This is a genomic window from Hymenobacter cellulosivorans (genome assembly GCF_022919135.1).
Taxonomy (GTDB): Bacteria; Bacteroidota; Bacteroidia; order Cytophagales; family Hymenobacteraceae; genus Hymenobacter; species Hymenobacter cellulosivorans.
The window spans coordinates 4,437,537-4,464,082 of record NZ_CP095049.1 but is presented as its reverse complement, the minus strand read 5'-3'; the positions used below and the strand labels follow the sequence as shown (position 1 = coordinate 4,464,082).

27 protein-coding genes are annotated in these 26,546 nt (G+C 59.0%); 16 read left to right on the top strand and 11 right to left on the bottom strand.

Annotated features, from left to right (window positions below; translation table 11 throughout):
• Positions 1 to 116 precede the first annotated feature (116 nt).
• The 4 genes from MUN80_RS18930 to MUN80_RS18915 all read right to left on the bottom strand — a co-directional run bounded on the left by MUN80_RS18930 (position 117) and on the right by MUN80_RS18915 (position 4,353).
• Positions 117 to 467: a hypothetical protein gene (locus tag MUN80_RS18930; RefSeq protein WP_244715235.1), complete on the bottom strand. Its 351-nt coding sequence runs from the start codon at positions 465 to 467 to the stop codon at positions 117 to 119.
• A gap of 83 nt (positions 468 to 550) precedes the next feature.
• Positions 551 to 1,141, bottom strand: coding sequence for a hypothetical protein (locus tag MUN80_RS18925; protein ID WP_244715233.1), 591 nt, complete (start codon positions 1,139 to 1,141; stop codon positions 551 to 553).
• Between the two features lie 172 nt (positions 1,142 to 1,313).
• Positions 1,314 to 1,763, bottom strand: a complete 450-nt coding sequence (locus MUN80_RS18920; RefSeq protein WP_244715231.1) for a hypothetical protein — start codon at positions 1,761 to 1,763, stop codon at positions 1,314 to 1,316.
• 289 nt (positions 1,764 to 2,052) lie between these two features.
• Positions 2,053 to 4,353 carry an efflux RND transporter permease subunit gene (locus tag MUN80_RS18915; protein WP_244715229.1) on the bottom strand — a complete coding sequence of 767 codons (2,301 nt, stop codon included), beginning with the start codon at positions 4,351 to 4,353 and terminating at the stop codon, positions 2,053 to 2,055.
• Between the two features lie 158 nt (positions 4,354 to 4,511).
• Between MUN80_RS18915 and MUN80_RS18910 the strand changes: the two genes are divergently transcribed.
• The 6 genes from MUN80_RS18910 (at position 4,512) to MUN80_RS18885 (ending at position 7,919) form a co-directional block, all read left to right on the top strand.
• Positions 4,512 to 4,733: a hypothetical protein gene (locus tag MUN80_RS18910; protein ID WP_244715227.1), complete on the top strand. Its 222-nt coding sequence runs from the start codon at positions 4,512 to 4,514 to the stop codon at positions 4,731 to 4,733.
• A gap of 163 nt (positions 4,734 to 4,896) precedes the next feature.
• Positions 4,897 to 5,631 carry a protein phosphatase 2C domain-containing protein gene (locus tag MUN80_RS18905; protein ID WP_244715225.1) on the top strand — a complete coding sequence of 245 codons (735 nt, stop codon included), beginning with the start codon at positions 4,897 to 4,899 and terminating at the stop codon, positions 5,629 to 5,631.
• Positions 5,632 to 5,689: 58 nt separating this feature from the next.
• Positions 5,690 to 6,175, top strand: coding sequence for a cupin domain-containing protein (locus MUN80_RS18900; RefSeq protein ID WP_244715223.1), 486 nt, complete (start codon positions 5,690 to 5,692; stop codon positions 6,173 to 6,175).
• 136 nt (positions 6,176 to 6,311) lie between these two features.
• On the top strand, positions 6,312 to 6,782 hold the full coding sequence (locus tag MUN80_RS18895) for a nuclear transport factor 2 family protein (protein ID WP_244715221.1): 471 nt from the start codon (positions 6,312 to 6,314) through the stop codon (positions 6,780 to 6,782).
• Between the two features lie 33 nt (positions 6,783 to 6,815).
• A complete protein-coding gene (locus MUN80_RS18890; protein WP_244715219.1) occupies positions 6,816 to 7,610 on the top strand; it encodes a thymidylate synthase in 795 nt (264 codons plus the stop codon).
• A gap of 3 nt (positions 7,611 to 7,613) precedes the next feature.
• Positions 7,614 to 7,919, top strand: a complete 306-nt coding sequence (locus tag MUN80_RS18885; protein ID WP_244715217.1) for a hypothetical protein — start codon at positions 7,614 to 7,616, stop codon at positions 7,917 to 7,919.
• Between the two features lie 533 nt (positions 7,920 to 8,452).
• On the opposite strand, the gene MUN80_RS18880 is transcribed toward MUN80_RS18885, so the two are convergent.
• From MUN80_RS18880 to MUN80_RS18860, 5 genes are all read right to left on the bottom strand, one after another.
• Complete coding sequence (locus tag MUN80_RS18880) at positions 8,453 to 9,262, bottom strand: aminotransferase class IV (protein WP_244715215.1); 810 nt, start codon at positions 9,260 to 9,262, stop codon at positions 8,453 to 8,455.
• Positions 9,263 to 9,356: 94 nt separating this feature from the next.
• The gene (locus MUN80_RS18875; RefSeq protein WP_244715213.1) at positions 9,357 to 11,876 is read right to left on the bottom strand and encodes a T9SS type A sorting domain-containing protein; all 2,520 of its coding nucleotides are present in this window, start codon (positions 11,874 to 11,876) and stop codon (positions 9,357 to 9,359) included.
• Positions 11,877 to 11,904: 28 nt separating this feature from the next.
• On the bottom strand, positions 11,905 to 13,035 hold the full coding sequence (gene dprA, locus MUN80_RS18870; protein WP_244715211.1) for a DNA-processing protein DprA: 1,131 nt from the start codon (positions 13,033 to 13,035) through the stop codon (positions 11,905 to 11,907).
• A 76-nt stretch (positions 13,036 to 13,111) separates the two neighbouring features.
• Positions 13,112 to 13,861, bottom strand: a complete 750-nt coding sequence (locus MUN80_RS18865) for a DUF4241 domain-containing protein (RefSeq protein WP_244715209.1) — start codon at positions 13,859 to 13,861, stop codon at positions 13,112 to 13,114.
• Positions 13,862 to 13,927: 66 nt separating this feature from the next.
• Positions 13,928 to 14,290: a MerR family transcriptional regulator gene (locus MUN80_RS18860; RefSeq protein ID WP_100336180.1), complete on the bottom strand. Its 363-nt coding sequence runs from the start codon at positions 14,288 to 14,290 to the stop codon at positions 13,928 to 13,930.
• Positions 14,291 to 14,550: 260 nt separating this feature from the next.
• Here MUN80_RS18860 and alaS point away from each other — a divergent pair, with 260 nt between their 5' ends.
• From alaS to MUN80_RS18815, 9 genes are all read left to right on the top strand, one after another.
• On the top strand, positions 14,551 to 17,235 hold the full coding sequence (gene alaS, locus MUN80_RS18855; RefSeq protein WP_244715207.1) for an alanine--tRNA ligase: 2,685 nt from the start codon (positions 14,551 to 14,553) through the stop codon (positions 17,233 to 17,235).
• Positions 17,236 to 17,405: 170 nt separating this feature from the next.
• Positions 17,406 to 18,131, top strand: a complete 726-nt coding sequence (locus tag MUN80_RS18850) for a hypothetical protein (RefSeq protein WP_244715205.1) — start codon at positions 17,406 to 17,408, stop codon at positions 18,129 to 18,131.
• Between the two features lie 139 nt (positions 18,132 to 18,270).
• Complete coding sequence (locus tag MUN80_RS18845; protein ID WP_244715202.1) at positions 18,271 to 18,840, top strand: hypothetical protein; 570 nt, start codon at positions 18,271 to 18,273, stop codon at positions 18,838 to 18,840.
• A gap of 35 nt (positions 18,841 to 18,875) precedes the next feature.
• Positions 18,876 to 19,619, top strand: a complete 744-nt coding sequence (locus tag MUN80_RS18840) for an energy transducer TonB (protein ID WP_244715200.1) — start codon at positions 18,876 to 18,878, stop codon at positions 19,617 to 19,619.
• Positions 19,620 to 19,676: 57 nt separating this feature from the next.
• On the top strand, positions 19,677 to 20,075 hold the full coding sequence (locus tag MUN80_RS18835) for a toxin-antitoxin system YwqK family antitoxin (protein WP_244715198.1): 399 nt from the start codon (positions 19,677 to 19,679) through the stop codon (positions 20,073 to 20,075).
• A gap of 231 nt (positions 20,076 to 20,306) precedes the next feature.
• Entirely contained in the window at positions 20,307 to 21,056 is a 750-nt protein-coding gene (locus MUN80_RS18830) for an energy transducer TonB (RefSeq protein ID WP_244715196.1), read from the top strand.
• Positions 21,057 to 21,902, top strand: a complete 846-nt coding sequence (locus MUN80_RS18825; protein ID WP_445991643.1) for an LIC11966 family surface protein — start codon at positions 21,057 to 21,059, stop codon at positions 21,900 to 21,902.
• Between the two features lie 149 nt (positions 21,903 to 22,051).
• Positions 22,052 to 23,509 carry an Asp-tRNA(Asn)/Glu-tRNA(Gln) amidotransferase subunit GatB gene (gene gatB, locus MUN80_RS18820; protein ID WP_244715192.1) on the top strand — a complete coding sequence of 486 codons (1,458 nt, stop codon included), beginning with the start codon at positions 22,052 to 22,054 and terminating at the stop codon, positions 23,507 to 23,509.
• 146 nt (positions 23,510 to 23,655) lie between these two features.
• Positions 23,656 to 24,786 carry a TlpA disulfide reductase family protein gene (locus MUN80_RS18815; protein WP_244715190.1) on the top strand — a complete coding sequence of 377 codons (1,131 nt, stop codon included), beginning with the start codon at positions 23,656 to 23,658 and terminating at the stop codon, positions 24,784 to 24,786.
• 166 nt (positions 24,787 to 24,952) lie between these two features.
• Here the strand turns inward: MUN80_RS18815 and MUN80_RS18810 are convergent, their stop codons facing one another.
• Positions 24,953 to 25,486, bottom strand: coding sequence for a hypothetical protein (locus tag MUN80_RS18810; protein WP_244715188.1), 534 nt, complete (start codon positions 25,484 to 25,486; stop codon positions 24,953 to 24,955).
• Between the two features lie 25 nt (positions 25,487 to 25,511).
• Here MUN80_RS18810 and MUN80_RS18805 point away from each other — a divergent pair, with 25 nt between their 5' ends.
• A complete protein-coding gene (locus MUN80_RS18805; protein WP_244715186.1) occupies positions 25,512 to 25,799 on the top strand; it encodes a hypothetical protein in 288 nt (95 codons plus the stop codon).
• Positions 25,800 to 25,923: 124 nt separating this feature from the next.
• Here MUN80_RS18805 and MUN80_RS18800 read toward each other — a convergent pair whose 3' ends face one another.
• Entirely contained in the window at positions 25,924 to 26,442 is a 519-nt protein-coding gene (locus MUN80_RS18800) for an acyl-CoA thioesterase (RefSeq protein WP_244715184.1), read from the bottom strand.
• Positions 26,443 to 26,546 lie beyond the last annotated feature (104 nt).

Below are 26,546 nucleotides of genomic sequence, written 5' to 3'. Positions count from 1 at the left end.
AATAGACGGATAATCCGGACAATTACCGTGTTTCAATAACTACCCAACGCCCTAAAAGTCTTGGTTTACTCTGGTTGATTATAGGTAAGATTCTACACTAGAGAGGAATAGAATGATTAGGCAGCGAAATTTCGGCCGCAGTCGGCGCAGCCGTACAGCGTCGTGCCGGCGTAGTAGAGGCGTTGCCAGAGGCTGCGCCTCGCCAGCGGCCCGGTGTCGGGGCTGCCGCAGCGGGGGCAGCGCAGCACGGCCACCGCAGCCCGTCCGGCCTCAAACTGCTCTACCGTTTCCCGGGCCGCCGCCGCGTCGGTTTCCTCGATAAGCAATTGGTACCAGATTCCGTCGCCGAAGGGAAAGGAGGGAGGCCCGCAGGTTTTGACCAAGGCATTTATTTCCAGCGCCAGCAGCTCGTTATAGAGCTGCACCGCCTCCGCGTAAGTCAGGTAGTGGGCGGCCGGAATGAGCATGGTGTTAGGGTAGGCAAAGAGCAAAAGAACGTCATGTCGAGCCCAAGCGAGACAAGACGTTCGGAACGAAAACAGGGCCCGTTCTACCGCCGGGCCGGGCGGCGGGCGGGGCGTGCTTGGCCGCGCAGCTTGAAAATGTACCACAGCAGCAGAATGCTCAGCCCGGCCAGGCCAGCGGCAATCAGCTCCCGGCTCGTGCGGGCTTCCTCGGCTTCGGTAGCGGCGGCTTGGGCATCCAGCAGCTTTTTCTCGCGCTGCTTGTCCCGAATTTGCAGGTTCTGAATCTGGTTTTCCAGATCGTAAAACCGCTCCCGGGTCATCGACTGGTCGCCGCGGGCTACGGTGGCCTGGCGCTCGGCCTGGGTCTTCTCGGCCACGATGGTTGCCGTGCGCCGAATAGAGGATTCCTTCAGGGCCTTCACAATTTCGGTGTCCTTGCGGACAATGCCTTTTAGGGCGTCCACGACTTCCTCCAAGTCTTTTTTGGAGGGTTTGTTAGCCAGAAAGGCATTGCGCTGGGCGTTAGCCTCTTCGTACTGGCGGATCAGCGTTTCCCGCTCCTTAATCAAGGGCGTTAAGGGGTCAGGCTGGGCGGTGGCGGGAGCCGTTTCCGGAGTTTGGGCGTGGGTGGTCAGGCTGACAAACAGTAGGAGGGCAAGCAAGCGAATCGTCATAGGGCAGAAAGGTGGTAGGAGCTGTAATACGTGGCCCCCGGCCATTGGTAAGCAACAAGTAGTCGGCAGGGGCCGCGGGCCATGCAAGGTGGGAGAAAAAACCGGGTCACCCGCGAATTTCACCCCCGCCGAACCGCAAGGGCACGGCTTGACAGCGGCCGGATCAGTCGCTTTACTTGGCCGTATCCGGGGCGCAGGTCCAGGTGGTCAGCTGGTTGCCGCGCCGCAGGGTCAAGAGGGGAGAATTGGCGGCTTTTTGCAGCTCATCCCCCTTTTTGATGTAGTACGCCAGCGTGTTGTAGTAATAGATATTATCCTTGTTCCGGGCCAGAATCTGGTCCTGCATCCGCTGGGTGGCTGAGTCGCCGGCCGTGAAGGACCAGAGGTCGTAGCGCACGGGCTTGTCGTCGAGGTACCAGTAATAGTGCTGGCGGTTTACATCACACTTGGTGACCCGGCCGGACAGGGCCGTAGCGGTAGTGACCTGCACCCGGTCGTCGCCCATCATCCACCGAAACACTAGCACCACCAGCACAAAGCCCAAAACGCCGTACAAAAAACGGCCTCCGGTATACAGCATTCGGCGCTTGGCAAAGGAGTGGGGCAGTCGGATAAAGGCCATAGACTAGAGGATAAGCTGACGCTTGGAGTCACAAAGGAACCTAATCGTAGCCAACCTGTAGTCTTGCCTCGAAAAGCCCTTGCGCGTTGTCATCGCGAGGAAGAATGACATTCCACGCATCAAGCGGGGGCAATCCGTCCTCTGCGCAGGTAGGCACAGCCTTTTACCAGAAAGCCCTTTACTCCAACTGGAATAAAGGGCTTTTCACTTGAGAAGGCTCGGTACCTTTCAGAGGACGGATGGCTTCGTCGGGCCTCCCCGCAAGGACTGATAAGTTGCACCGTAAACCCTATTCCGTGAGCATGGGCACGGGCTGGCGGATTTCCTTGGGCTTGTGCTTGTAGAAATACAGGATGAGGATGGGCAGCAAGGTCAGCTCGGCCACTACGCCGAAGAGCAGGGTCAGGCCGATGAGCAGGCCCACGTAGAACGTGCCGTCGAAAGAGGAGAAGATAAGCGTGCTGAAGCCGCCGACCAGAATCAGGGAAGTCACGATAACCGCCTTGCCGGCCATCAGGTAGGTCTTGCGCACGGCTTTAAACAAACTGGGCTCCTGCAACAGGGTGAGCTTGAGCTTGCTGATGAAGTGAATCGTGTCGTCGACGGCAATACCGAAGGCAATGGTGAAGATGATGCTGGTGCTGACTTTCATACTCACGCCGGCCAGGCCCATGACGCCGGCCACAATCAGAATCGGGACCAGGTTGGGAATCAGCACCACGATGGTCATGCGCAGGCTGCGGAAGAGCAGCAGCACGATGAGCGTGACCATCACAATGTCGATGCTCATGCCCGTAATCATGTTGAGCGTGAGGTTTTCGTTGTTTTTGTCAATCAGGTTGGCCGAGCCCGTCAGGCGGGTTTGCAGGATCTTCGGGTCAATATTCTGTTGCAGAAACCGGCGCAAATCGGCATTCAGGGCGTCGGCCCGGATGCTGCCCACGTCGGGCATGCGGCCGGTAAGGCGGCCCTCGGAGGCGTCGGGCAGCACCAGGGCCCGAAACTCGGGCTTCTTGCGAAACAGCTTCACCTTGCGCACCAGCCCGGCCAGCTCTGTTTCGGAAGCCGGCAGGCGGTACTCTTCGAGCAGGCCGCCATTCAGGGCTTTGCGCACCGATTTGATGAGGGTCACGGGCGAGGCCACGAAGTTCAGGCCGTAGGTTTTCTGCAAGTACTGCTCGATTTCCTCGGTTTCGCGCAGCACCTGCAAGTCATAGATGGTGCGCCCAGGCGCCGGGTCCAGGGCCAGCTCAAAGGGCCGCACGCCGGCGAAGTTCTTCTCAAAAAAGGCGAAATCCAGCTTCACTGGGTCGTTTTTCGACAAATCATCCAGCAGAGCCGAGTTGATGCGGATGCGGGAAGCCGAGGCCACCGACCCAATCAGAATCAGGGCGCTCAGGCCGACTACCAGCCGCCGGTGAGCCAAGACGGTGCGGAACATCCGGCCCAGCACGCCGTCCCAGCTGTGGCCTTCCGCCCGCGGCACCCGCAGCTGGGGCTTGCGCAGGAGCACGAGCATGGCCGGCAGCAGCGTAAACGACAAGATAAACGTGAGCAGCACGGCAATGCCGGTAAAGAGGCCGAAGTTGTAAATCGGCCGGATGGTGCTGGTCATCAGGGTGAAGAAGCCGATGCTGGTCGTCAGGGCCGACAAGCCCGAGCCGAAGCCCGACTCCTTCAGCGCAATCAGCAACGAATCCTTCTTGCTGGCCCCGTAGCCCAGCTCGGTGCTATAGCGCGTGATGATGTGAATCGTATCGGACATGCCCACTACGAAGAGCATGATGGGCAGCAACGCCGTCATCAAATCGATGCTGACCCCGCAGGCACTCATCAGGCCCAGGCCCCAGATAATGGCGCCCAGCACTACCACCAGCGGCAAGACCACGCCCCACCAGGTCCGGAACGTAAACCAGAGCAGCACCGTGACCAGCACTACCGATAAGCTCATAAACACGACCAGCTCCCACTGCAGCCGGTCGACGAACACCGACTGGGCCACCATTTTGCCGGCCAGGTGGTACTGCTCGTCAGCAATGCCCTGGCGGGCTAACTCCGTGCGCACGGCTGCCAGCAGGGAGTCGCCGGGCGGCTTGCTCAGGTTGGGCGTAGTCTGAAACAGGAGGGTCACCGACCGGGCATCGCGCGCAATCAGGTTGTCGACCAGGCCCGGCGTGCGGTAGATCAGCGTCGAGTCCTGGGCGCGGCGGGCGGGTTCAGCGGGGTGCAGGTAGGGCACGTTGAACACGCCAAAGCCTTCTACCACGGGGTTGGTAGCGTTGGTCGGGGAGGTAACGTGCACCACGTGCCGCCGCTGCTGAATAAAGCGCGTCAGCGAATCGACTTTGGTTAGGAACTGCGGCTCAAACACCGAGCGGCCCGGCGGCGCTTCCAGGCCCAGCAGCACATAGTCGTTGTCGTTGCCGAAGCGGGCCGAGTACTGCTCGTAGTAGGCCAGGTCCGGGTCGCCAGCCGGGTAGAAGTCGTTGAAATTGTAGTTGAACCGCAGCTGAGCCACGAAATAGATGCTGACGGCCGTCAGCAGAGACAGCAACAGCAGGGTAAGGTAACTGAGTTTGCGAAGCGGCATTCGGGGAGCTAGGGCCCCGGCAGCGGGCCGGGGCAAACAGACAAAAAAGCAGCCTCCGGCAGCGTCGAACTATGCCGCCGCTTTTGTACTTTAGAGGCACCAGGGAGCCAACCACGCCCCGCCGGCTTTTGTTTCCTCACTTCTTAAGATATCTACCCATGAAAAACGTCCTGCTCGCCCTGACCCTGCTGGCCTTTGTCGGTACCGCTTCCGCCCACGAGGGCAAAGACGACAAGAAAGGCAAGAAAAGCGCGAAATCCTGCTCCATGGCCGAGAAAGGCACGGCCAGCTGCTGCATGAAAAAAGGCGGTAAAACGGCTTCGGTAAAGCCCGCCGAGAATACCCCCGCCGCCGTGACGCCGGTTGCTAAGTCGCTGTAAGACGCTTCTTGAGTTTGTTTAAAAAAAGCCGCCTGAGAAGGCGGCTTTTTTTTGTTTTGTATTTAATCTGAATTTTCAACTCTTGGATTATTTGAAAGCAAAAACTTCTTCTGCTACCCTATGCTATTTAGCCCTGTCGAAGATAAAATATACCTTTGCTTAAATGAAAATATACTCTGCTTTACAAATAGGGGAATACCACACGAACCATTGCGAAGATTATGTATTTGTAGGGGATATCGGGTCCGATAAGATCTTGTGCGCCGTAATGGATGGCTGTACAATGGCAACGGATAGTTACTTTGTCTCTACCTTAGTTGGTAAGATTCTGCGCAAGATTGCCAAAGAAAGGGGGTATCAGGAATTATATCAGCCCGATACGGCAAACAACATAGATATATACCTAAAGTCTGTGGTAGCCAGTTTGTTCAACGAGCTGAACCTTGCAAAAGAGCAGCTCATGCTTGAGCGCAATGAATTGTTGACTACATTGATTATTATGCTTTTTGACCGAAAAACTGAGCAGGGAATTGTCTTGGTAATCGGTGATGGATTGGTGAGCATTAATGGCAGGGTTACCGAATTTGATCAGGACAACAAACCAGATTACCTTGGCTTTCATTTACAGGATAACTTCGATGTGTGGTACGATAGTCAGCCTCAGAAGATAGTATTTACTACGCTGCAGGATGTTAGCATTGCTACGGATGGGATATTTATGTTCGCGCCCGTTAAAAAAGCAGTTGCAGTGGATAAAATAAATCCTATTGATTTTTTGCTCGTCGATAAAGAGAATGCCGATAGCAAAGAAATGCTTAGCTTGAAATTGAAGAAGCTGGAGCATCTTTATGGGCTCAAACCAACCGACGATTTTGCTATGGTCAGACTTATCGCCTAAAGCAATTGACTCGTCAACCGATGAGTTACCCATTGAGAATCCCGAGCTTGCCTGCCCTATGAGCGTTCAACCCATCATCGAGAAGCTGCAGTTGCTGCCGCACCCGGAAGGAGGCTATTACAAGGAAACCTACCGGGCCGCTACCAGTATCACGACCGAGCAAGGCGCGGCCCGCAACGTCAGCACGGCTATTTATTACTTGCTGGAAGGTGCCGACAAGTCTCATTTGCACCGGATTCAGTCGGATGAGCTCTGGTTTTTTCACCAGGGGCAGGCCCTGGAAATCGTGCTTGTTGAGCAGGGCCAGCTGGTTACTATCGAGTTGGGCAACGACCTTGCCCAGGGCCAGTTACCTCAGGCCGTCATTCCGGCCCAGACCTGGTTTGGAGCCCGGGTGAAAGGCGAAACCGGCTTTGCGCTGGTGAGCTGCACCGTGGCCCCGGGCTTCGATTTTCGGGACTTCGAGCTGGCCGAGCGCGACGCTCTGACTCAAGAGTTTCCGCAGCTGCAGGCCATTATTGAGCAGTTTACCCGCAATAATTAAGGCGACCTAAGCTTGCCGTAGTAGCACCGATAAGAAGAGCAAGCTGCCCACAAGGGCGGCTTTTTCGTTATTACCCACTCTGCTCCTTCATCTGGCAAAGACGTTGTCCTGCTGATTTTTAGCCCACCCGATTCTCATGCGCTCCATCCTGGTTTTTCTCTTTAGCCTGCTTATCCTGCCCGCCGCCTTTGCCCAGCGCGGTGCGCCCCGGCCACCCGACCCCAAAGTGGCCCAGCAGGTGTTGCAGCTGGAGCACCGCTGGAACGAGGCCATCGTCAGCCGTGATACAGCCTTTATTAGCGGCCTGCTGGCTTCTGATTTCCTGCATATTGCCGCCGATGGCAGCGTGAACGATAAGAAAACCATGCTGCGGGCCGTAAGCAACCCCAATTCGGTTATCAACCCCTTCCAAAGCCAGGACGTGCGGGTGCGACAGTACGGCAAGAATACCGTGATTCTGACCGGCTGGTTTCTGCAAACCGGCACCTGGCTGGGCCAGCCTTTTGCGCTGCGCCTGCGCTATACCGACGTGTTTGTGAAGCTCAATGGCCGATGGCAAGCGGTGTCGACCCAGGTAGCGCTGCTGCCTGCGGCCCGCAAATCCTGACGAGAATACCGGCGAGGTTCGTACTTTCGCGCCATGCAGCAGTACCTCGACCTCGTCCAGCACATCCTCGACCACGGCACCCAGAAAACCGACCGCACCGGCACCGGTACGCTCAGCATTTTCGGCCACCAGATGCGCTTCGACCTGCAACAGGGCTTTCCGCTGGTGACGACTAAAAAGGTGCACCTGAAAAGCATTATCCACGAGTTGCTGTGGTTTTTGCAGGGTGATACCAATATTAAGTACTTGACCGACAACGGGGTAAAAATCTGGGATGAGTGGGCCGACGAAAACGGCGACCTGGGCCCCGTGTACGGCAAGCAGTGGCGCAACTGGCCCCGGCCCGACGGCTCCCACATCGACCAGATTTCGGAAGTCGTGCGCCAGCTCACTACCTCACCCGATTCGCGCCGCATCCTGGTATCAGCCTGGAACGTGGCCGAACTCGACCAGATGCATTTGATGCCCTGCCACGCCCTGTTCCAATTCTACGTGGCCGACGGCAAGCTCAGCTGCCAGCTCTACCAGCGCTCCGCCGACGTCTTCCTGGGCGTGCCCTTCAACATTGCCTCTTACGCCCTGCTCACGCTCATGATGGCCCAGGTGACCGGCCTGCAGCCCGGCGAATTCATCTGGACCGGCGGCGACACCCACCTGTATTCCAACCACCTGGAGCAAGCCCGGCTGCAACTCACGCGGGAGCCGCGCCCCCTGCCCCAGATGCGCCTAAACCCCGCCGTAAAGGACATCTTTGGCTTCCAATACGAAGACTTCGAGTTGGAAAACTACGACCCGCACCCCGCCATCAAAGCGCCTGTAGCAGTGTAAGCTATGCTGGAATGGCTGGCTGATATGCTGGGTGATGCCCTGGGACAGGCTTTTTGGAGCTTGCTGGGTGGGCTGGTCAAGCTGCTTTTTTATGGTCCGCTGGTGGTCATCGGGTGGCTGGGCTTGAGCTGGCTTCAGCGCCATTCTGCCAGACCAAGCCAGGTGTGGCAGCAGCACAGTGTGACAGCGCTGCACCGTGCTGGCTACCACTACACCATTCAGGGGGCTCAGTATGTGGCGGCCGTAGTAATTATGCTGCCGCTGCTGCTGCTGCTGGTCTGGATACTTGGCCGAATGCTGCAGTACTGAGCTAGTGCAAAGGTAGTAGTCAGAGAAGATATAATTTTTAAAACAATTTGTATTTAATCGTGGGCAGGCAAGCTAGGTTATACCTTCAGTTGTAGATTTTTAGAGCATATAGCTACATATACAGTCTTTTATGCCGGTATTGTAACCTTCACGGCCTCTATACGTTAGGACGGCATAGTAAATGCTTTTTGGAAATTTCTAATACTTAGGGAATTTTACGGCTGGGCTTTCGTTTAGAAAGAGTTCAATTGTATATATAAAATCCAAAACAGCGTAGCTTGCGTAAGTATCCGCGGTTCAAACTCTCCCTTTGTAGTGCCTAGTTCTCCAGTGTCTCCTCTCGAATCACCTGCGCTTTCCCGTAAGCACCGCGCTTGGATTGCTCTTTACGCCCTAGAGGGCTGTGATGAGCAGGATCGTACCGAAATCCTGCGCGTGAACAACGTCACGGAAGCCGACCTGGTTGAATTCGAGGAAAGCTGGCTGCGGCTGCGTTGCAGTAGCCCCTCATCAAACCGCTAGAGCGGCTTAGCCTACTGCTCCCCGTGCAGGAGCTGTTCCAGTAGCGGGTGCCCAAGCTTAAAGCTCGTGGTGCCCAGCCTGAGCACCGGCCGGATAGCGGCCACATTGGCCACAAATACCGCCTCCGCTGCGTGTAGCTCTGCCCTGGTAAACAAGCCTTCCACGTAGGGTATGTGGTGCTGCCGCGCTACGGCCAGCAGGTGCTGGCGGCGTACACCCGCCACGCAGCCCGTGGTTAGGGCCGGCGTGTATAGAGTCTCGTTTCGGAGCCAGAAGACGGCTGCGGCCCCGGCTTCGGCCACGTGCCCGGCAGCATCCGTCAGGATAATTTCGTCGAGGCCGCGTTGCTGCCGCTCGTGGGCGGCGCGCACGTAGAGCCAGGCCTGCGGACCTTTGCAAAAGCTTAGCGGGGAATAGATAGTCTGAGTTTCCTCCGCGAAATCGGCCTGCTGAATCAGGGAGTTATCTAGCGTCAAGGCTTCGGCTGTGGCCAGCCACTCCACTGAGTCTGTCGGCGGCGTATACCGGCCCCCGCCAGCGCGCCAAAGCTGCACCCGTAGGCGGGCTTCTGTTGGGAGGTTTTGTGCCTGTAGCAGCCGGTGCAGCGTGTTTTCCAGCGCTGTTGCCGAGGCCAGGGGTGGGGGCAGTTCCAGGTATAGCGCAGCGGCGGCCTGTTGCATACGGGCCGCGTGCAGGGCGGCGTAGCGCAGCCGGCCGCCGGCAAAAACCATCGTTTCGAAAAACCCGTCACTGAAGGCTAGCCCGCGGTTTGGCCAAGCTAATGGGGCCGTGGGCTGGAGGTTGTCGTTGTAGAGCAGCATACGCCGCAAGGTAGGCCCGAACCTGCGGCATTCAGTTACAAAAAAAGACGAACCATTTGATTCGTCTTTTTTTGTAACTGAATGCCGCGGCAGATTACTGGACCTGAATGCGGCGCACCACGGCGCCTTCTTTGTAGGTCACGCGTAGCAGGTAGGTGCCCGCCGGCAGCGTTGGCAGGGCCAAGCTGGTGGTAGCAGCCCCGGAGCGTAGCGCCTGATGCAGCACCGGGCGGCCCAGCACGTCAAGCAAATCCAGAAATGTAGCCTGGGCACTTGGGTCGGTGGCAACGTGCAAGGTAGAATGGGCCGGTACGGGCCAGGCCTGGGTGCGGTCGGCTACGGCCTGGGAGGCCACGTGCAGCACGTTGGGAGCCGTAATGCGGGCCAGAGACAAGCGGCTTTGCGTGCCAATAGCCGTAAAAGTGCCGCCGACCACCAAGCCTCCGTCGGGCTGTACGAGTACAGTGTGGACGGTGCTGTCGGGTGTCGCCGTTGTGCCGAAGGATGCGTCTGCCCGGCCGTCGGGCAGCAGTCGGGCCAGATTGGCAGGCAACCCGGCCCCGGCAAACAGGCCGCCTAGCAGCACCCGGTTATTGGGCTGAACCAGCACAGAATGCACTTCGCCGCTGGTTACGGGTGGGGTAAAGCCTGAATCGAGCGTCCCATCGGTGTTCAGTCGGGCTACATTGGCGCGGGCCATGGTGCCATAGGTACTAAATGCGCCCCCAACCACTACTTTCCCGTCGGGCTGCACCACCAGACTGTTGAAACGGGTATCCTCATTGGCCGGGCTTTCAAACTCTTCACCAGTGAAGCTCGGATCCACGGCCCCGGAAGCAGTCAGGCGGGCTACCGTTCGGATGGAATATGTGCTGGTGGGATAGTAAGACCCGGCTACGAGCAGCTTCCCGTCGGGCTGCAGGGCCAGGCTCTGCACCGAAGAAAACCGCCCGGCCCCGGTGGTTGGCGGAGTAAAGGAATTGTCCAGGGCGCCGTCTGCGGTTAGCCGGATAAGGTCGGCAGCCAGGGAAGTGCCATTGGCCACTATACCACCCCCGGCGAGCAGAATGCGGCCGTCGGGCTGCAGAACCAGGCGCCGAAGGCGGCTGAATCCAAAATCCGGAGCATTCAGGCTGGCGTCGCTCTGACCAGTAGGCTGATAGCGGCGCACTTCTTCTTCCGTAGCGGCCAGCAAGCGCCCATCAGGCTGCTGGGCCAGGGCTACCACGGTGCCATTAAGGCCGGTAGTAGCACTGCTAAAGGTGGCATCCAGGCTGCCGCTGGCCGTGAGGCGGGCCAGGCGCTGGGCCGGTTGCCCATTTATTTCCGAAAAGTTACCGCCCACCACCAGCTTGCCATCGGCCTGGCGAAGCATGGCCTGCACAGTGCCCGTGTGCTGCAGTACCGGCGCAAAGGTGGGGGCCAGGGCTCCGGTGCTGGTGAGCTGCACCAGGCCCCGGTTCAGGGTGCCGCTGAAAGCAGTAATGTCGCCACCTACCAGCACCTGGCCGCTGCTGAGCAGGGTCAGAAAGTCGGGCTTATTATTCGGGCCGGTTCCGATGCGGAACGATGAATCATAGGAGCCGTCGGCATTCAGGCGGCCCACGCCGGAAATACTCGTGTTCGGTTGGGCATTGAAGCTGATGAACAGGATTTTGCCATCGGGTTGTAGCTCAATGGCATTGCCCGAGTAAGAGTAAAGGGTGCCCAGCGGCAGGTCAGGCGGCGTGGCGAAGCTGGCATCGGGCGTGCCATTGGCAAGCAGTCGCACCAGCGAGGATGCTCCGGAACCAATAAATTCGTCGCCGGCCAGCAGCAGCTTCCCGTCGGGCTGCACCACAATGTGGCGGGTAGCACTGGTGGGGTTCAATGCCTGGGTAAAGGTCGCATCGAAGCTGCCATCGGCATTCAGGCGGGCTATGCCATGGCAGGGATTTCCATTATAGGAGGTGAAGTCGCCGCCAATAAGGAGCTTGCCGCCGGGCAGAGCCACAACACGGGCAATTTCCTTGTGGTTTACCCCGAGCCCGGCCTGAAAGGTGTTGTCTACCGAGCCGGTAGCCGTCAGCCGCACGATGCCGGGCGCCGGCACCCCGTTAAATGTATCGAAGTAGCCCACCACCATCGTTTTGCCATCGGGCAGCAGCACGGCATCATTCACGAAACCGTAGTCATTGGGCATTTCGGCTCCGGAGCCCACATGGAAGGAGGCATCGGCGGTACCGTCGGCGTTCAGGCGCAGAGGCTCCATGCGGCTGATGCCACCTGCTACGACGGGCGCACCGGATAGCACCGAGGTGAGGTAGAGCTGCCCGTTGCTGAGCGGAATGAGGCGGTAGGCGCCGGTGGAGGCGCCCAGGTGTTGCTGGAAGGCCGCATCGACCGAGCCATCAGCATTGAAGCGGACAAGGTGGGGCACGGCGCTGCCATTGGCGCGGGTGAAGCTGCCGGTTACGAGGCGCTTACCATTTGCCTGCTCCACGGCCGAGTAGACGTGGCTGGGCGCATAGATAGAGCCGGCCGAAAAGCCCGCGTCGAGCTGCTGGGCCCCGGCCTGCTGGCAGATGCTACTAGAAAGGACAAAGCCAGTGATGAGTAACGAGAGTTTGTTCATAGAGGGAGGGTAGGGTGGAAAGAAAGGGTTATACCAGCACGAATTTCTTGCCCGGTAAGGCCTTCACCACGCCCCGGAACTCCAGGCCCAGCAGCAGCGTGGCCACTTGATTTACCGGCAACTGGGCTTTCCAGCTCAGGTTATCCATCTGCTCCTCCTTGCTGACGAGCAACACTTCCAGCAGCTGATATTCCTCGGCGGTGAAGTCGGCCGGGTCGTAGGTGGGCGTGGGCTTAAACTTGCCAGTCTGGTGCAGGGCCGCGTCCCAGTTCAGGAGCTGCTCCAAATCGGCCGGCTCGCCATAGAGGGCGGCTTTGTTGGCTTTGATCAGGTCGTTGCAGCCCTCGGAGGCCTCACTGCCCAGGTTGCCGGGCACGGCCAGCACGTCCTTGTTGTAGCTCAGGGCAATTTCGGCCGTTATCAGCGCCCCGCCCTTCCTGGCCGCTTCCACTACCACGGTGCCGTCAGACAAGCCGGCAATGATGCGGTTGCGGGCCGGGAAGTTGTAGCGGTCTGGCTGGGTGCCAAAGGCAAACTCGGTAAGCAAACCGCCCTGGGTCAGCATCTTCTCGGCCGTTTTGCGATGGGCCGCCGGGTAGAGCACATCCAGGCCCGTCGCCATCACGCCCACGGTTTCCAGGCCTTCCTGCAAGGCGGCGCGGTGGGCGGCGATATCGATGCCGTAGGCCAGGCCGCTAATCACCAGGGGGCGGTGGGGCACCAGGCCCTGCACCAGTTTCTCGGTTTGCTCCCGGCCGTAGTCGGTGGCCTTGCGCGTGCCCACGATGCCGATGGTTTTGGGCTGGTTCAAATCGGCCGTGCCCTGATAATAGAGCAGCACGGGCGCGTCGGGAATAGTTTTGAGCCGGCTCGGGTACTGCCGGCTGGTGTAGAATAAGAGCTGCACGCCGTCCTTTTCGGCCTTGCGCAGCGCGTCCTCGGCTTTTTTCAGAGCGGCGGTTCGTTCTGCGCCCGTTAGCGTGGCCACGGTAGTGGGGCCCACGCCGGGAATCTTGCGCAGCTTGCCCGGGGGCAGCATCAGCACGTTTTTAGCCGAGCCCCCGTAGCTCATCAGCTGCCGCGTCAGCTGCGGCCCGATGCCGGGGAATAACGTCAGGGCGACTTCGTGGAAGAGTAATTCGTCGGTAGAAATAGGCATAAGAAAAATGGATAAGTGCTAGGAAATAAATAATTGGGAGTCTGCTTTAGCCGTTGAATCTAGCTAAGGTTGAGGCTTACTGCCAAGAAATGACTTGAAAGTCAGTTAGTAAACGGCAGGGGTGATTCTGGGCGTCGAAGCCGACATACGTAGCGTAGAATCCATCTCCCCAGCCTGTAGAGAAAGTGGCTAGCGTATCACTGTGCGCCGCAATTAAAAAGCCGGTTCGATACGATTGCCCAGAGGGTGACAACTCAAAGCCTTTGATAAATAACTCCTCGTAAGCGCCCTGATTATTTAAATAGTTTTTGAGCCCCATCATGTGCCTAGCATCAATAAAGAGGCCCGTACCACCATCCACCGGATAGCCATAATAAGCAGAGTCGTGGATAGCTAGGGGTTTTTGACCCCGGAGAAGGGCCATTTCCCATCTTGCTACCGGCTGTGCTGAAAATACAATGCGGGCAAAGGCAACACGCTCGTCCTCATTGAAATGCGCTACTGCCAGTTCCACTGGAAAGCGGCCGCGGGGAAATTTGGTTGTGAAAGCCGTAGTGCGCATTGAAACCGGGTCAGTGGCAATGATGCGGCCGGAGGGCACGGGCAGGTTACCCAGAAAGTCGGGCGTCAGATTAATCGTGAGGCTGTCTCTGCGGACCTGAGCGTTCGGAAAAAAGCTGGTTTCAAACACAGCGGGCTCTGCTGTTACCTGGTACGGCGGGAGCAGTATCGTCTTTTTTCCGGGTTTAGTTATTCTGCTTGGTTTAGAAATACAAAATCCGGTAGTTAAACTAATGATAGCGAACAGTGCATAAAAAGAGCGCATAAGCAGAAATAATAGGAGTCGTAACAGCGAGATAGGAGATAGAGAATTGTGCTGGTAGAACCATAATTACCCCTGCTGGGCCTTGCCAATGGCATCCAACTCCTTTTTCATGGTCACCAGAAAGCCGCGTACTTTTTCCAGGCTCTGAATCACGTCGATTTTCTCCTTGAGCTGGGGGCCTTTCTGCTTGAGCATGTCGCGGGCGCCGGGAATAGTGTAGCCGCGCTCCTTGACCAAGTGGTAAATCGTGCGGAAAATATCCACGTCCTGGGGCGTGTAGAGGCGGTTGCCCTTCTTGCTTTTGCGCGGGCGCAGCTCCTCAAACTCGGTTTCCCAGAAGCGAATCAGCGAAGGGGCCACGTTGAACTGGGCCGCCACCTCGCCGATGGTGAAATACTGCTTCTCGATGTCGCGCTCTTTGTAGGGCATACTATAGAACTTAGAACTGAGAGGTTAGAATCAAGAAGGGCCAGCGCAGAAAAAAGTCCAGACCGCCTGTCGGAACAGGTCTAAGTTCTGAGTTCTGATTTCTCACTTCTATAAAGTCGGCTAACTTTGCCGGAACGGCCTTTCCGCTGGAAAGTCGAAAAGTAACCAAATTCCCGGCTGCCGCCAATTACACGGCGCGCGTGGCCGGTTTCGTTCACCGCATTATCCGCTTCGCGAAGCTGACCTTCGCGTTACCAGTTATGTCACTTCCCACCGCCAGCCACGTCCGCCAGCAGTTCCTGGATTTCTTCGCTTCCAAAGGCCACCACATTGTGCCCTCGGCGCCCATCGTGGTAAAGGACGACCCTACGCTGCTGTTCATCAACTCGGGCATGGCCCCGTTCAAGGATTACTTCCTGGGCAACAAGCCCGCCCCCTACAAGCGCATTGCCGACACCCAGAAGTGCCTGCGCGTGTCGGGCAAGCACAACGATTTGGAAGAGGTAGGCTACGACACCTACCACCATACCATGTTCGAAATGCTGGGCAACTGGTCGTTTGGCGACTATTTCAAGAAGGACGCCATTGCCTGGGCCTGGGAGCTGCTCACCGAAGTCTATAAGCTGGAAAAAGACCGCCTCTACGTCACCTACTTCGAGGGCGACGAGAAAGACGGCACTGCCGCCGACACCGAAACCCAGGACTTGTGGCGCCAGTACACCACCGACGACCGGATTCTGCCCGGCAACAAGAAGGACAACTTCTGGGAAATGGGCGACACCGGTCCCTGCGGCCCTTGCACCGAAATCCACATCGACCTGCGCTCCGCAGAGGAGCGGGCCCAGAAGCCCGGCCGTGAGCTGGTAAATGCCGACCACCCGCAGGTAGTCGAAATCTGGAACAACGTGTTCATGGAGTTTCAGCGCCTGGCCGACAAGTCCCTCATTAAGCTGCCCGAGCAGAGCGTGGACACCGGCATGGGCTTCGAGCGCCTGATGATGGCCGTCTCGGGCGTGAAGTCGAACTACGACACCGACGTGTTCCAGCCCCTGATTCAGTTTATTGCTGCTGAAGCTGGCGTAAAATACCACGGCACGGCCCCAGCCACCGTAAACGACCAGCCGGCCACCGAGGAAGAAAAAACCGACATTGCCATCCGGGTGCTGGCCGACCACATCCGTACCATCAGCTTCGCCATTGCCGACGGACAGCTGCCTTCCAACGTGAAGGCCGGCTACGTGATTCGCCGCATCCTGCGCCGTGCCGTGCGCTACGCGTTTTCATCCTTGGGTCAGAAACAGCCCTTCCTCTATAAGCTCGTGCCGGTATTGGCCGACCAGATGGCCAGCATTTTTCCCGAGCTCAAGCAGCAGACTCAATTTGTGCAGCGCGTGGTAGAGGAGGAGGAAGTAGCTTTCCTCAAAACCCTCGAAAACGGCCTGCGCCGCCTCGACGCCCTGGAAGAAACCGCCCGCCAGAACGGCAACCGTATCGACGGCAAAACCGCCTTTGAATTGTCGGATACCTTCGGCTTCCCCTTGGACCTCACGGCCCTGATTGCCCGCGAAAAGGGCCTGACCGTGGACGAGGAAGGCTTCCAGAAAGAGCTGGCCCAGCAGAAAAACCGCAGCCGCAACGCCCAGGAAACCGAGCAGAGCGACTGGACGGTGGTGCTGGAATCGGAGGAGCAGCCGGCTTTCGTGGGCTACGACCTGGAGGAGGCCCCGGCCAAAATCCTGCGCTACCGCAAAATCGACAAGAAGGGCAAAACCGAGTACCAGGTGGTGCTCGACCAGACTCCGTTCTACGCCGAGTCGGGTGGGCAGATCGGCGACACGGGCTACCTGGAGTCACCGTTGAGCAAGGTGCGGGTCATTGACACCAAGAAGGAAAACGACCTGATTGTGCACACCGTCCTGGACCTGCCCCAGGACCTGGACGCCGACTTCTCGGCCCGCATCGACCACGCCCGGCGCGAGCTGATTCGCAAAAACCACACGGCCACCCACTTGCTGCAGGCCGCCCTGCGCGAGGTGCTGGGCTCGCACGTGCAGCAGAAAGGCTCCCTGGTGAACGACAAGCTGCTGCGCTTCGACTTCTCGCACTTCACCAAGGTTACCGACGAGCAGCTGCGCGAGATTGAGCGGATGGTCAATGAGCAGATTCGCCGGCAGATTCCCCTGGATGAGCGCCGCAACGTGCCCATTGCCGAGGCCAAAAGCCTGGGCGCCATGGCCTTGTTCGGCGAGAAGTACGGTGAGTTCGTGCGCGTCATCACCTTCGACAAAGACTACTCCGTAGAGCTCTGCGGCGGTACTCACGTGCGCGGTACCGGTGAAATCGGCTTCTTTAAAATCACCTCCGAAAGCGCCGTGGGTGCCGGTGTGCGCCGCATCGAGGCCGTAACCGGCGAAACCGCCGAAGCCTACGTGGACCAGCAAATTGACCTGCTGAATCAGGTGCGCGAGGCCCTGGGCAACCCCCAGCACCTGCTGCCCAGCCTGCAGAAGCAAACCGAGGAAATTGCCGCCCTACGTAAGCAAATCGAGCAGTTTGAGCAGCAAAGCATCAACCAGCAGAAAGACCAGCTAGCCGCCCAGGTCAAGCCGCTCGGCGGCGTCAACTTCCTGGCCGCTCAGGTGCAGGTCGGCTCGGCCGACGGCCTCAAAACCCTAGCCTACAACCTGCGCCAGACCGTAGAAAACCTGGTGCTGGTGCTCGGCGCCGACATCGAAGGCAAGCCCCAGTTGGCCGTCATGCTCGACGACGACATTGCCAAAGCCGGCAAGCTCAATGCCTCCACGCTGGTGCGGGAGCTGGCCAAGGAAATCCAGGGCGGGGGCGGTGGTCAGCCCTTCTTCGCCACGGCCGGCGGCAAGAACGTGGCCGGCCTGGGTGCCGCCATTGCCAAGGCCGAGGAGCTCATTGGCAAGTCGCTGGCGTAATACCCCCACAGCGGCCCCCATTCAGTGCAAAAAAGGCCCGGCTACTACAGCCGGGCCTTTTTTGTGCGTAAGTGAAGTGCCCCTGGAGCTGCCGAAAGCTGCGTATTCCGGCGGCTTGTTGTTTGGCAGTTCGACTCCTCCCTATCTTGCCGGCCCTATATAGCCCATGTATGATTGAAGTAGACCTCGTTACGAAGCACGGTAAAAAAGCCCTGGGTATGGAACAACACGGCCACCACTCCCCAACGTGGCGGCAGCGCCTGCCCGAGATTCTGCTCGAAATCGGCATTATCGTCTTTGCCATTACTCTTTCCATCCAACTCCACAGCTGGCACGAACACTCGCTGGAGCGCGAAAAGGAACGTAAGTTTTTGCTGGGGCTGCGCCAGGATTTAGGGCACGATATCGAGGAAATGCAGGGCGACTCGGCCTCCTATGTCATCCAGCAGAAGGCATTTCGCTATTTCCGGGCCCTGACGCCCCAGAGTCTGCACGCCGACAGCCTGCGAAAGTATAACTGGACCCTGCGCAATACCACGGTGCTCGTGCCCAATGCCTCGCGGTTTGAGGGACTGAAATCGTCGGGCGACCTGGATATTATTGACGATGAAGCCCTGCTCAACGGCATCCTCGACCACTACCAGGAGCTCATACCCGGTCTGGTAAACGAAGCCAGTGCATTTTCAGATTATAAAGGCCAAACCATCGGCCGCTACCTCGACGACCACTTAGCGCCCAATCAGCAGAATATAGCCGCCGTAATGGCCGTGGGACCCATGCAGAACTACCTCCGCCACGGCGAAACCATTCCCCTTATTCTGAAGTCATACCACCAGGTGATGCAGCACAGCCGCCAGTTGATCCGGCAGATTGATGCCCGGCTGGGCGCCCACTAAGCTGTAGGCGGCCTTCTAGTCGGAGGAGCCACGCCTTGTAGGAAAATAATGTCTGGTCGCCGCAGCTCCCTCTGGGTGCTGCGGCTTTCTGTTGGCAACAATTCTGGTCCACATGCATGAATTATTGCCAAGCTCCCGTATGGCCCGTCCCGCCACTGATTCCTGGTTGGCGCACTTATGCGCCCATTTTGGCCTGCGGGCCTACCAACTGGCCCAGTACCTGGGCGTGGATTCGGGGCAGCTAAGCCGTCTGAGCAACGGGCAGCGTCCTACGGGGCCGGCGGTGCAGGAAGCACTGGCTCCCTTCCTGGCCTGCCTGCAGGCAGCCGAAGCGGAGCCACCACCACTGGCCGTGGCCGCGCCCGCTGCCGCCCCGCTCGAAGCCCGCCTCGACTATTGCCGCCACCACGCCCGCCGCCTGCGTCGGCAGCTGCGCCCCCTGGAAGCTCAGGCCCAGGCTGCCGCTCACTGGGCTCAGGCGCTGCCCACGTTGCGGGCGGCCTTGCCACCCGACCCCGGACCAGGCGCTGAGCCCGACGGAGCCACCGACTGGCCCAGCTGGCATACCTGGTTTCGCCACCGCTGGCTTACCCGGCATTCCGGCGCGCTTTCGCCCGAACTGAGTGCGCGCTACCACTTGCTGCGCCTGCAGGCCAAGGCCCTGGAAACCGAAGCCGCCGCCTTGCAGGCCTTGCTGCAACGTGGTTAATTTGCTGCCTTTTATTTCTCTTTTTTTAGTTCTCCATGCGTATTTCTACCCTGCTGCTGGTTGGGGCCTTGCTCGCAGGAGCAGTTGCTCCTGGCCGCGCCCAAACGCTCAACCAAGCCTTCAAAGCCAAAGGAGCCCCCTCAGACCTAAGCTTCGGCCCGGGCCTGCTGTTTCGGCGCGACACGCTGCGGACCACCGGAACGGCGGGCGTGGTGACCAGCTATTACCCCTCGGGCAAGAAGTACCAGGAACTGCCGCTGGCCGATATTAAAAAGGGTGAGCTGCAGGGTACCCAAACCCGTTGGTACGAAAGCGGGCAGGTACAGCTCACGGCCGAATACGCGGCCGGCCAGCGCCAGGGCCTGCTGCTGACTTATTACCCGGATGGCAGCAAGCGGCGGCGGGAAGAGTTCCAGCAGGGCGTCAGCCGCACAAGCGCGTGTTACTCCGCTGCCAGCCAGCCCCAGACCTGTACCGAATACGTCGAGTTTCCGGAGTACCCTGGGGGTCTCAAGGCCCTGCTGACCGATATTGGGAGACGGGTGAAGTATCCCCGTAAGCAAATCCGGCAGGGCGTGGAGGGCAAGGTGCTTATCAACTTCATCATCGACAAAACTGGGTCCGTGCAGGGCGCTTACGTGCTCAAAAGCCTGGCACCGGTGCTGGACCAGGAAGCCCTGCGCGTAGTCAACAGCTTGGTGGGCTGGACGCCCGGCCGGCTGGATGGGGAATTGGTCGACGCTTTGTTTACGCTGCCGGTCACGTTTGCTATTCAATAAAGCCGGGTAAATCAATATATTGCTGGAGTCTACTTATCCGGTATTTTCCTGGTTATCATGCGCCGTTGGCTCTTTGGCCTCCTGTTTTCCACGCTGCCTTGCGCCGCCCACGCCCAGCACCTAGCTGCCCCATCCGACACGATTTTCTACGATGCCACGGCTGAGCGGTTGCCCACACGGACGGGAGCCGTGCGCTTTATCATAACCGTGACCCAGCCCACGGGCGGGGGCGGGGTACTGCAGAAAATCTACGCCGCCAACGGCACACTGCTGGAGCAGATTCCCTACGCCGATGCCCAGGCCAAAAAGCGCGAGGGCGTGGCCCTGAAAGTGTTCGGCAACGGCGAAATCCGCAGCCGGCGTACCAACCGCAACGGGCAACTGGAAGGCCAGTTGCAGCTGTTCTATCTGAATGGCAACCTGCAGGAGCTGAGTAGCCCTGCGGGTCGTCAATGAGCTGCACGGTACCTTCTCGCCCCAGCTGTTGAACGGCGAGCCGACAGAGTCCTTTTTTACCCTGGAAGTCAACTTTATTCCGCCCGTGCAGCCCAGGCTGTGAGCTAGCCGGGAGCCGGAGTAGGGCGGTGGTAGTTGCCGGCCGGCAAACGCTGTCATTCGGCCGTTGCCCGGGCGTTGGGCATGGGCTAAAACCGGTATATTTACGGCCCTTTTAGCCTTATTCTCTTCGTGAAGCATTCTTTTCTGGTTATAAGCGCCTTGCTCGGCAGCGCCCTTACGGCCCAGGCCCAGCAGGCTCCGGCCGCCGTTATTTTTCACAACTACTGGTCGGAAACTGTGCCCGAGGCGCAGGCGGCCTACCGGGTGCAGCGCACCGAAACGCCCGGCACCACTCGCCTCGACAGCGTGTACCGGCTGGTTTCGCCGCGCCTCTGGACCGTGAAGCGCACCGTGTGGCAGCCCAATGGCGACACGCTGACGACCACGACCCACTGGCGGGCCAACGGTACGTTATTTTATGTCAGCAACGAGCTGGGAACCAAGCTGCACGGCGAGCAGCTGAGCTACGATGCCCAAGGCCAGCTGCGGGGGCGTAGTCACTACGAGCACGGCCAGAAAAAAACGAGCGAGTGCCTGACCAAAGTGGCCACCGTGCGGGCCTGCGACGAGGCGGAATATGTAGAGCAGATGCCCGAGTACCCGGGTGGGATGGAAGCTATGCTGCGCTACCTGGGCCAGTCCATCCGCTACCCGGCCGCCGCGCTGAAAAAGCGCAAGCAGGGCAAGGTTTTCCTGCAATTCGTGGTCAACGAAACCGGTGAGCTGCGGGATATCCGCGTGCAGAAGGGCGTATCGGCCGAGATTGATGCCGAAGCTTTGCGGGTAGTCCGGCTGATGCCGCGCTGGACGCCGGGCACCCAGAACGGGGAGCCGGTGCCGGTGCACTACACCGTGCCCATTTCCTTTGCCATCCGATAACTGACCACTCTTACCTATTGCTACATCAGCAAATCGGCCCACAGTGAGAATGAGCGCAAAATCGAGGCCCGCCGCCAGGATGTGGTGGCCCAGAACAAGGCGTCGTTAGCCAAAATATCCCACATGCCCGGCTTCAAGGGCAATACCGAGTTTCGGGACCGGGCCAAGGCCGCGTTTCAGCAGATGCTCAGCGTGTATTCGATTGACTACCAGAAGGTGAATACTCTGGCCGCCAGCCGCAGCAAGAGCCTGGAGGCCATGCAACGCTACTTCGACGCCCTGGAAGCTGCCGAAAACAAGCTGGAAATAGCCGGCGACAGTGTGCAGGCCGCCCAGCAGCGCTTCGCCACCCGCTTCAACCTGACCATGACCGAAGACCGCGAAGCCCGCAAGATGAACGAGGTCATCCGGCAGGTGTCGGAGGTGAATACCTACCAGCACAAGATTTTCCTGGCGTACTTCCGCCTGGAGCGCGCCAACGCCAAGCTCACCGACGGCCTCAACGCCCAGGATGCCAAGGTCTTCGAAGCGGCCCGGCTGGAGCTCGAAGCCGAAACCGATAAAACCCTGGCCGAACTGGACGCCATTCCGGCCTTCCGCGGCAAAGACACCCAGTACCGCGACGCCGTGCGCGACTACGCCAAGTTCTACGTTATCTGGAGCGGCAACCAGTTCAAGAAGATGACCGAGCTGCTTGAACAGAAGGACCGCCTCACCAAAGCCGATGCGAATGCCTTCAACGGTTACATCACGGCCTATAACAAGCAGAATCACAAGCTGCTGGAAGCCTACAACAACGCCGGCAACGCCTTCCAGGCTGCCTATATCCCGGTTTTCAACGACTAAGCAAACTTCAGCTCAACCTTGGTGGTTTGAGTAAACCGGGCCGGCAGCATCGCCGGCCCGGTTTTTTTGTCCGGTTGGGGCCGCGGATAGTTTTTATCTTGCGTCCGCATTGGGGCAAAAACTTGCCCCAACGGCTCAATTTGATTGATATGGACGACGCAATAAAAGCCAAATACCAGCCCGTCATCGGCCTGGAAGTACACGCCCAGCTGCTGACGCAGAGCAAGATGTACTCCTCGGACGAGAATGAGTACGGCGCCCTGCCCAACAACAACCTGTCGGTAATCACGCTGGGCCACCCCGGTACCCTGCCCAAGGTAAACCGCTCGGCCGTGGAGTACGCCATGAAAATGGGCCTGGCCACCAACTGCCAGATTACCCGCGACAACCTGTTTGCCCGCAAAAACTACTTCTACCCCGACCTTCCCAAGGGCTACCAGATAACCCAGGATAAAACCCCGATCTGCACGGCCGGCAACGTACCGATTCGCCTGGCCGACGGCTCGACCAAGAACATCGGCATCACCCGCATCCACATGGAGGAAGACGCGGGCAAGTCGATGCACCTGGCCGGGGAAGTCGAAACACTCGTGGATTTGAACCGCGCCGGCGTGCCGCTGATTGAAATCGTGTCGGAGCCCGATATCCGCAACGCCGACGAAGCCTACGCTTACCTGAGTGAAATCAAGAAGCTGGTGGTGTACCTGGGCATCTGCGACGGCAACATGGAGGAAGGCTCTTTGCGCTGCGACGCCAACATTTCGGTGATGCTCAAGGGCGCCGACAAGTTTGGCACCAAGGTGGAGGTCAAGAACATGAACTCCTTCCGCAACGTGCAGCGGGCCATTGAGTACGAAATCGAGCGGCAGATTGAGGTCCTGGAAGCCGGCGGCACGCTCGACAGCGAAACCCGGGGCTTCGATGCTGCTACTGGCACCACCAGCGGGCAGCGCTCCAAGGAAACCCTGAACGACTACCGCTACTTCCCTGAGCCTGACCTGCCCCCGCTTATCATCAGCGACCAGTGGCTGCACGAGGTGCAGGCTTCCTTGCCGGCCCTGCCGCAGCAGCTCTACGCCCGCTTTACCGGCGAGCTGGGCCTCTCGGACTACGACGCGACGGTGCTTACCGACCAGAAGGAAGTGGCTTTGTTCTTCGACGAAGTTTCGCGCCTGACTCCCAATGCCAAGGCTGCCGCCAACTGGGTGCAGGGCCCCGTGAAATCCTTCCTCAACGAGCGGGCTCTGACAATGCAGGACTTTCCGCTCACGCCCCAGCACCTGGCCGACATCATTAAACTCATTGATGAAAACAAGGTAGGCCACTCGGTAGCAGCCAAGCAGTTATTCCCGTACCTGCTCGATAACCATGGCCAGTCGGCAGCGGCAGCAGCGGAGGCCCAGGGCCTCACGCAGCAGTCGGACGCCGGGGCCCTGGAGGCCATGATTCAGCAGGTGCTGGACGCCAACCCCGCTAAAGTAGAAGAGTACCGCGGCGGCAAAAAGTCGTTGACCGGCATGTTTATGGGGGAGCTCATGAAGCTCACTGGCGGCAAGGCCGACCCCAAGCTGGCCAACCAATTGCTGCGCCAGAAGCTCGACGCCTAAGGACCACGCCGCCGCACCCGGAACCCCGGGTGCGGCGGCGTTTTGCTTTGTAGCTGAACCAAATAGCCGGTTGGTTGCTTGTTTTCACAAAAAGCGGTAAGCCCCACGTGCAGCCGCTGGTAGCGTAACTAAGAATGATTCAGAAAATGAAAAGCTTACTTCTGGTAACCACCGTGCTGGGTATGGCCAACGCCTGCAGCAAATCGACGACGCCCACCACGGGTGCAGGCGGGGCCGGCTACCAGATCAACGGGCAGCTGACCAACGCCCCGGCCGGCACCAAGGTGTACCTGGCCGAGCTCGGTGAAACGCAGTTCGTGTCGCGCGACACGGCCTCGGTGGACGAGCAGGGGCGCTTCACGCTCAAGGGCTCGGTGCCCGAAGCCGGCTTGTACCAAGTGAAGATAAACGACGCCAACCAGGTAATGCTGGCCCTCGACAACCAAAGCAACATCCAGCTTTCCGGCGACGCCAAAAAGCTGACCGACGGCTATGTGGTGAAGGGCTCCAAAGATTCGGAGAGCCTGCAGCAGCTGGGCCGCGCCATGATGCAGTCGAAGCACGACATGGCCATGCTCGAAATGCGTTACAACAACAGCGCCCAGGCCGGGCAGTCAGACTCAATGAAGGTGATTGAGGCCAAGTTCTACGCCGCCCAGGCCCAGAACACGGCCGTACTCAAGCAGCTGATTCGCCAGAACCCCAACTCGGTAGTATCGGCCTTCGCCGTGGGCAACCTGCTCAACCCCGAGGAGCAGTTTGCCTTTATCGACTCCATTGCCACCGGGCTGAAGAAAAACCTGCCCGACTCGCGCTATACCAAGTCGTTGGCGGCCAAGCTTGACCCACTGCGGGCCACAGCCGTCGGTGCTGCCGCCCCGGAAATCAGCCTGCCCGCCCCCGATGGCAAGACTGTGCCGTTGTCCTCATTGCGCGGCAAGTACGTGCTGATTGACTTCTGGGCTTCTTGGTGCGGACCTTGCCGCAAGGAAAACCCGAACGTAGTACGGGCCTATAATAAGTTTAAGGGCAAGGGCTTCGAGATCTACAGCGTGTCATTCGACCAGGACCGCGAGAAGTGGCTTAAAGCTATTACCGCCGACGGCCTGACCTGGACCCACGTGTCGGATCTGCGGGGCTGGGAGAGTGCCGCCGGCCAGACCTACGGCGTAAAGGCCATCCCACAGTCGGTCCTGCTTGACCCCCAGGGGCGCATCGTGGCCAAAAACCTGCGCGGCGACGCTCTGGAAGCCAAGCTAGCCTCGGTACTGAAGTAGGGTTATAGTTGTCAGTTGGTAGTTGTCCGTGGTTAGTTCGGACCTCACCCAAAAGAAAAGGCTCGTCGTACGACGAGCCTTTTCTTTTGGGTCGGAGTTGGCAGTCTTTTCCTGGCTTTTAGCACTAACAACGGACAACTACCAACTACCAACTGATAACTAACGCCTAGCTCAGAAACATACGCTGCATAGCTTGCCAGAGCAGTTTCTTGCGACTGTTGTCTTCTTCAATCAGCTCTATTTCGGCGGCGGGAAGATAGGCTGCGTCGCCGGCCAGCAGCACAGGCTCATACAGTTGGGTGGTGCGAATGGCCACGTCGAGCAGGTTTTTGCCGAAGGCAATTATCTGCCTGGCGGCCAGCTTTTGCCGGATGGTTTTGAGCTCTACCGGCAGGTGCGACTCCACGTTGATGAGCACCACGTCTTCCATCACCAGCCGGATGGCCTTGAGCAGGTTATTCAGAAACACGTTTTTGGGCAGGCGCTGGAAGCGTACCGGGTCCATGCGCACTAGAATTACTAGGCCGTTGGGGTTGCTGCCCAGCGTTGAGTAAGGCGTCTCGCTCAGGGGCGGAGCCGTGCGCTGGGGTGGCCCGTCGGCGGTCGGTGGTGTGGGACGGGGAGGAACGGCAGCAGCCGGCGGTACTACGGGAGCCGCTGCCGGGGCTACCGGGGCCCGCTCCACGGACGTCTGAGGCAAATTCAGCGCGCCCAACGAGGGTAGCTTGCCTGGCAAAGCTCCTGCTGGTGCCGGAGCCGCCGCTGGAGCTACGGCCGCCGGTACTGGCCGCACTGGGGCGACGGGCGGCGTAGGTACCACCCGGGTGGAAGCCGGCGGCACTGGAGCCGCTACTGGCGGGGTGGGCGGCACGGCCGCTACTACGGGCGGTGTAACGGCGGCTGGCGTAGCGGCTGCCACTGGCGCTGCTGCCGGCTTATGCAGCGGCTCGGCGACTACGGGCGACCCCGCTGCGTCGGGCTCTGGCACCACGTATAGCGACACGTTAGTGTAGAAACTCTGAAAAAATGCCAGGGAAGCCTGATCCATGCTAGTTGTCAGTTGTTGGTTGTCAGTTGTTAGGTTTTTGCCGACGACTATTCGCCTATTAACTGACAACCAACAACTAACAACTAAAATTACTCTAAATCAAACAACGCCTTGAGCTCGGTGGCCTCGTGGGGCTTCATGCGGCCGCCGAGCACGAGGCGGAGCTGGCGGCGGCGCAGGGCCCCGTCATAGAGGCGGATTTCCTCCTCGGTTTCGGCCACGGCCTCGGGCACGTCGATGGGGCGCCCAGTTTGGTCGACGGCTACGAAGGTGAAAAAGGCCTCGTTGGTTTTCATCTTCGTGCCGCTGGGAATATCCTCGGCCCACACGTCGATGTGCACTTCCATCGAGGAGTTGAAGGAGCGCGTCACCTGGGCCTGCAGCGTCACGACGCTGCCCAGGGCGATACTGTCGCGGAACGACACGTTGTCGACCGAGGCCGTCACGACGATGCGGTTGGAGTGTTTCTGCGCCGAAATGGCCGCGGCAATGTCCATCAGGTGCATCATGCGGCCTCCCATCAGGTTGTGGAGCGTGTTGGTATCGTTGGGCAGTACCAGCTCGGTCATAATCACGAAGGATTCTTTAACGGGCTTTTGTTTGCGCATCAGAAAGGGGAGTTGCTGAAAAAAATGGGAGCCCAAAGATAGCGCCGCCCGGCCCGCATTGCCGAATCAAAGCCGATAATACCTGGCTTGCACCCTGTGTTTAG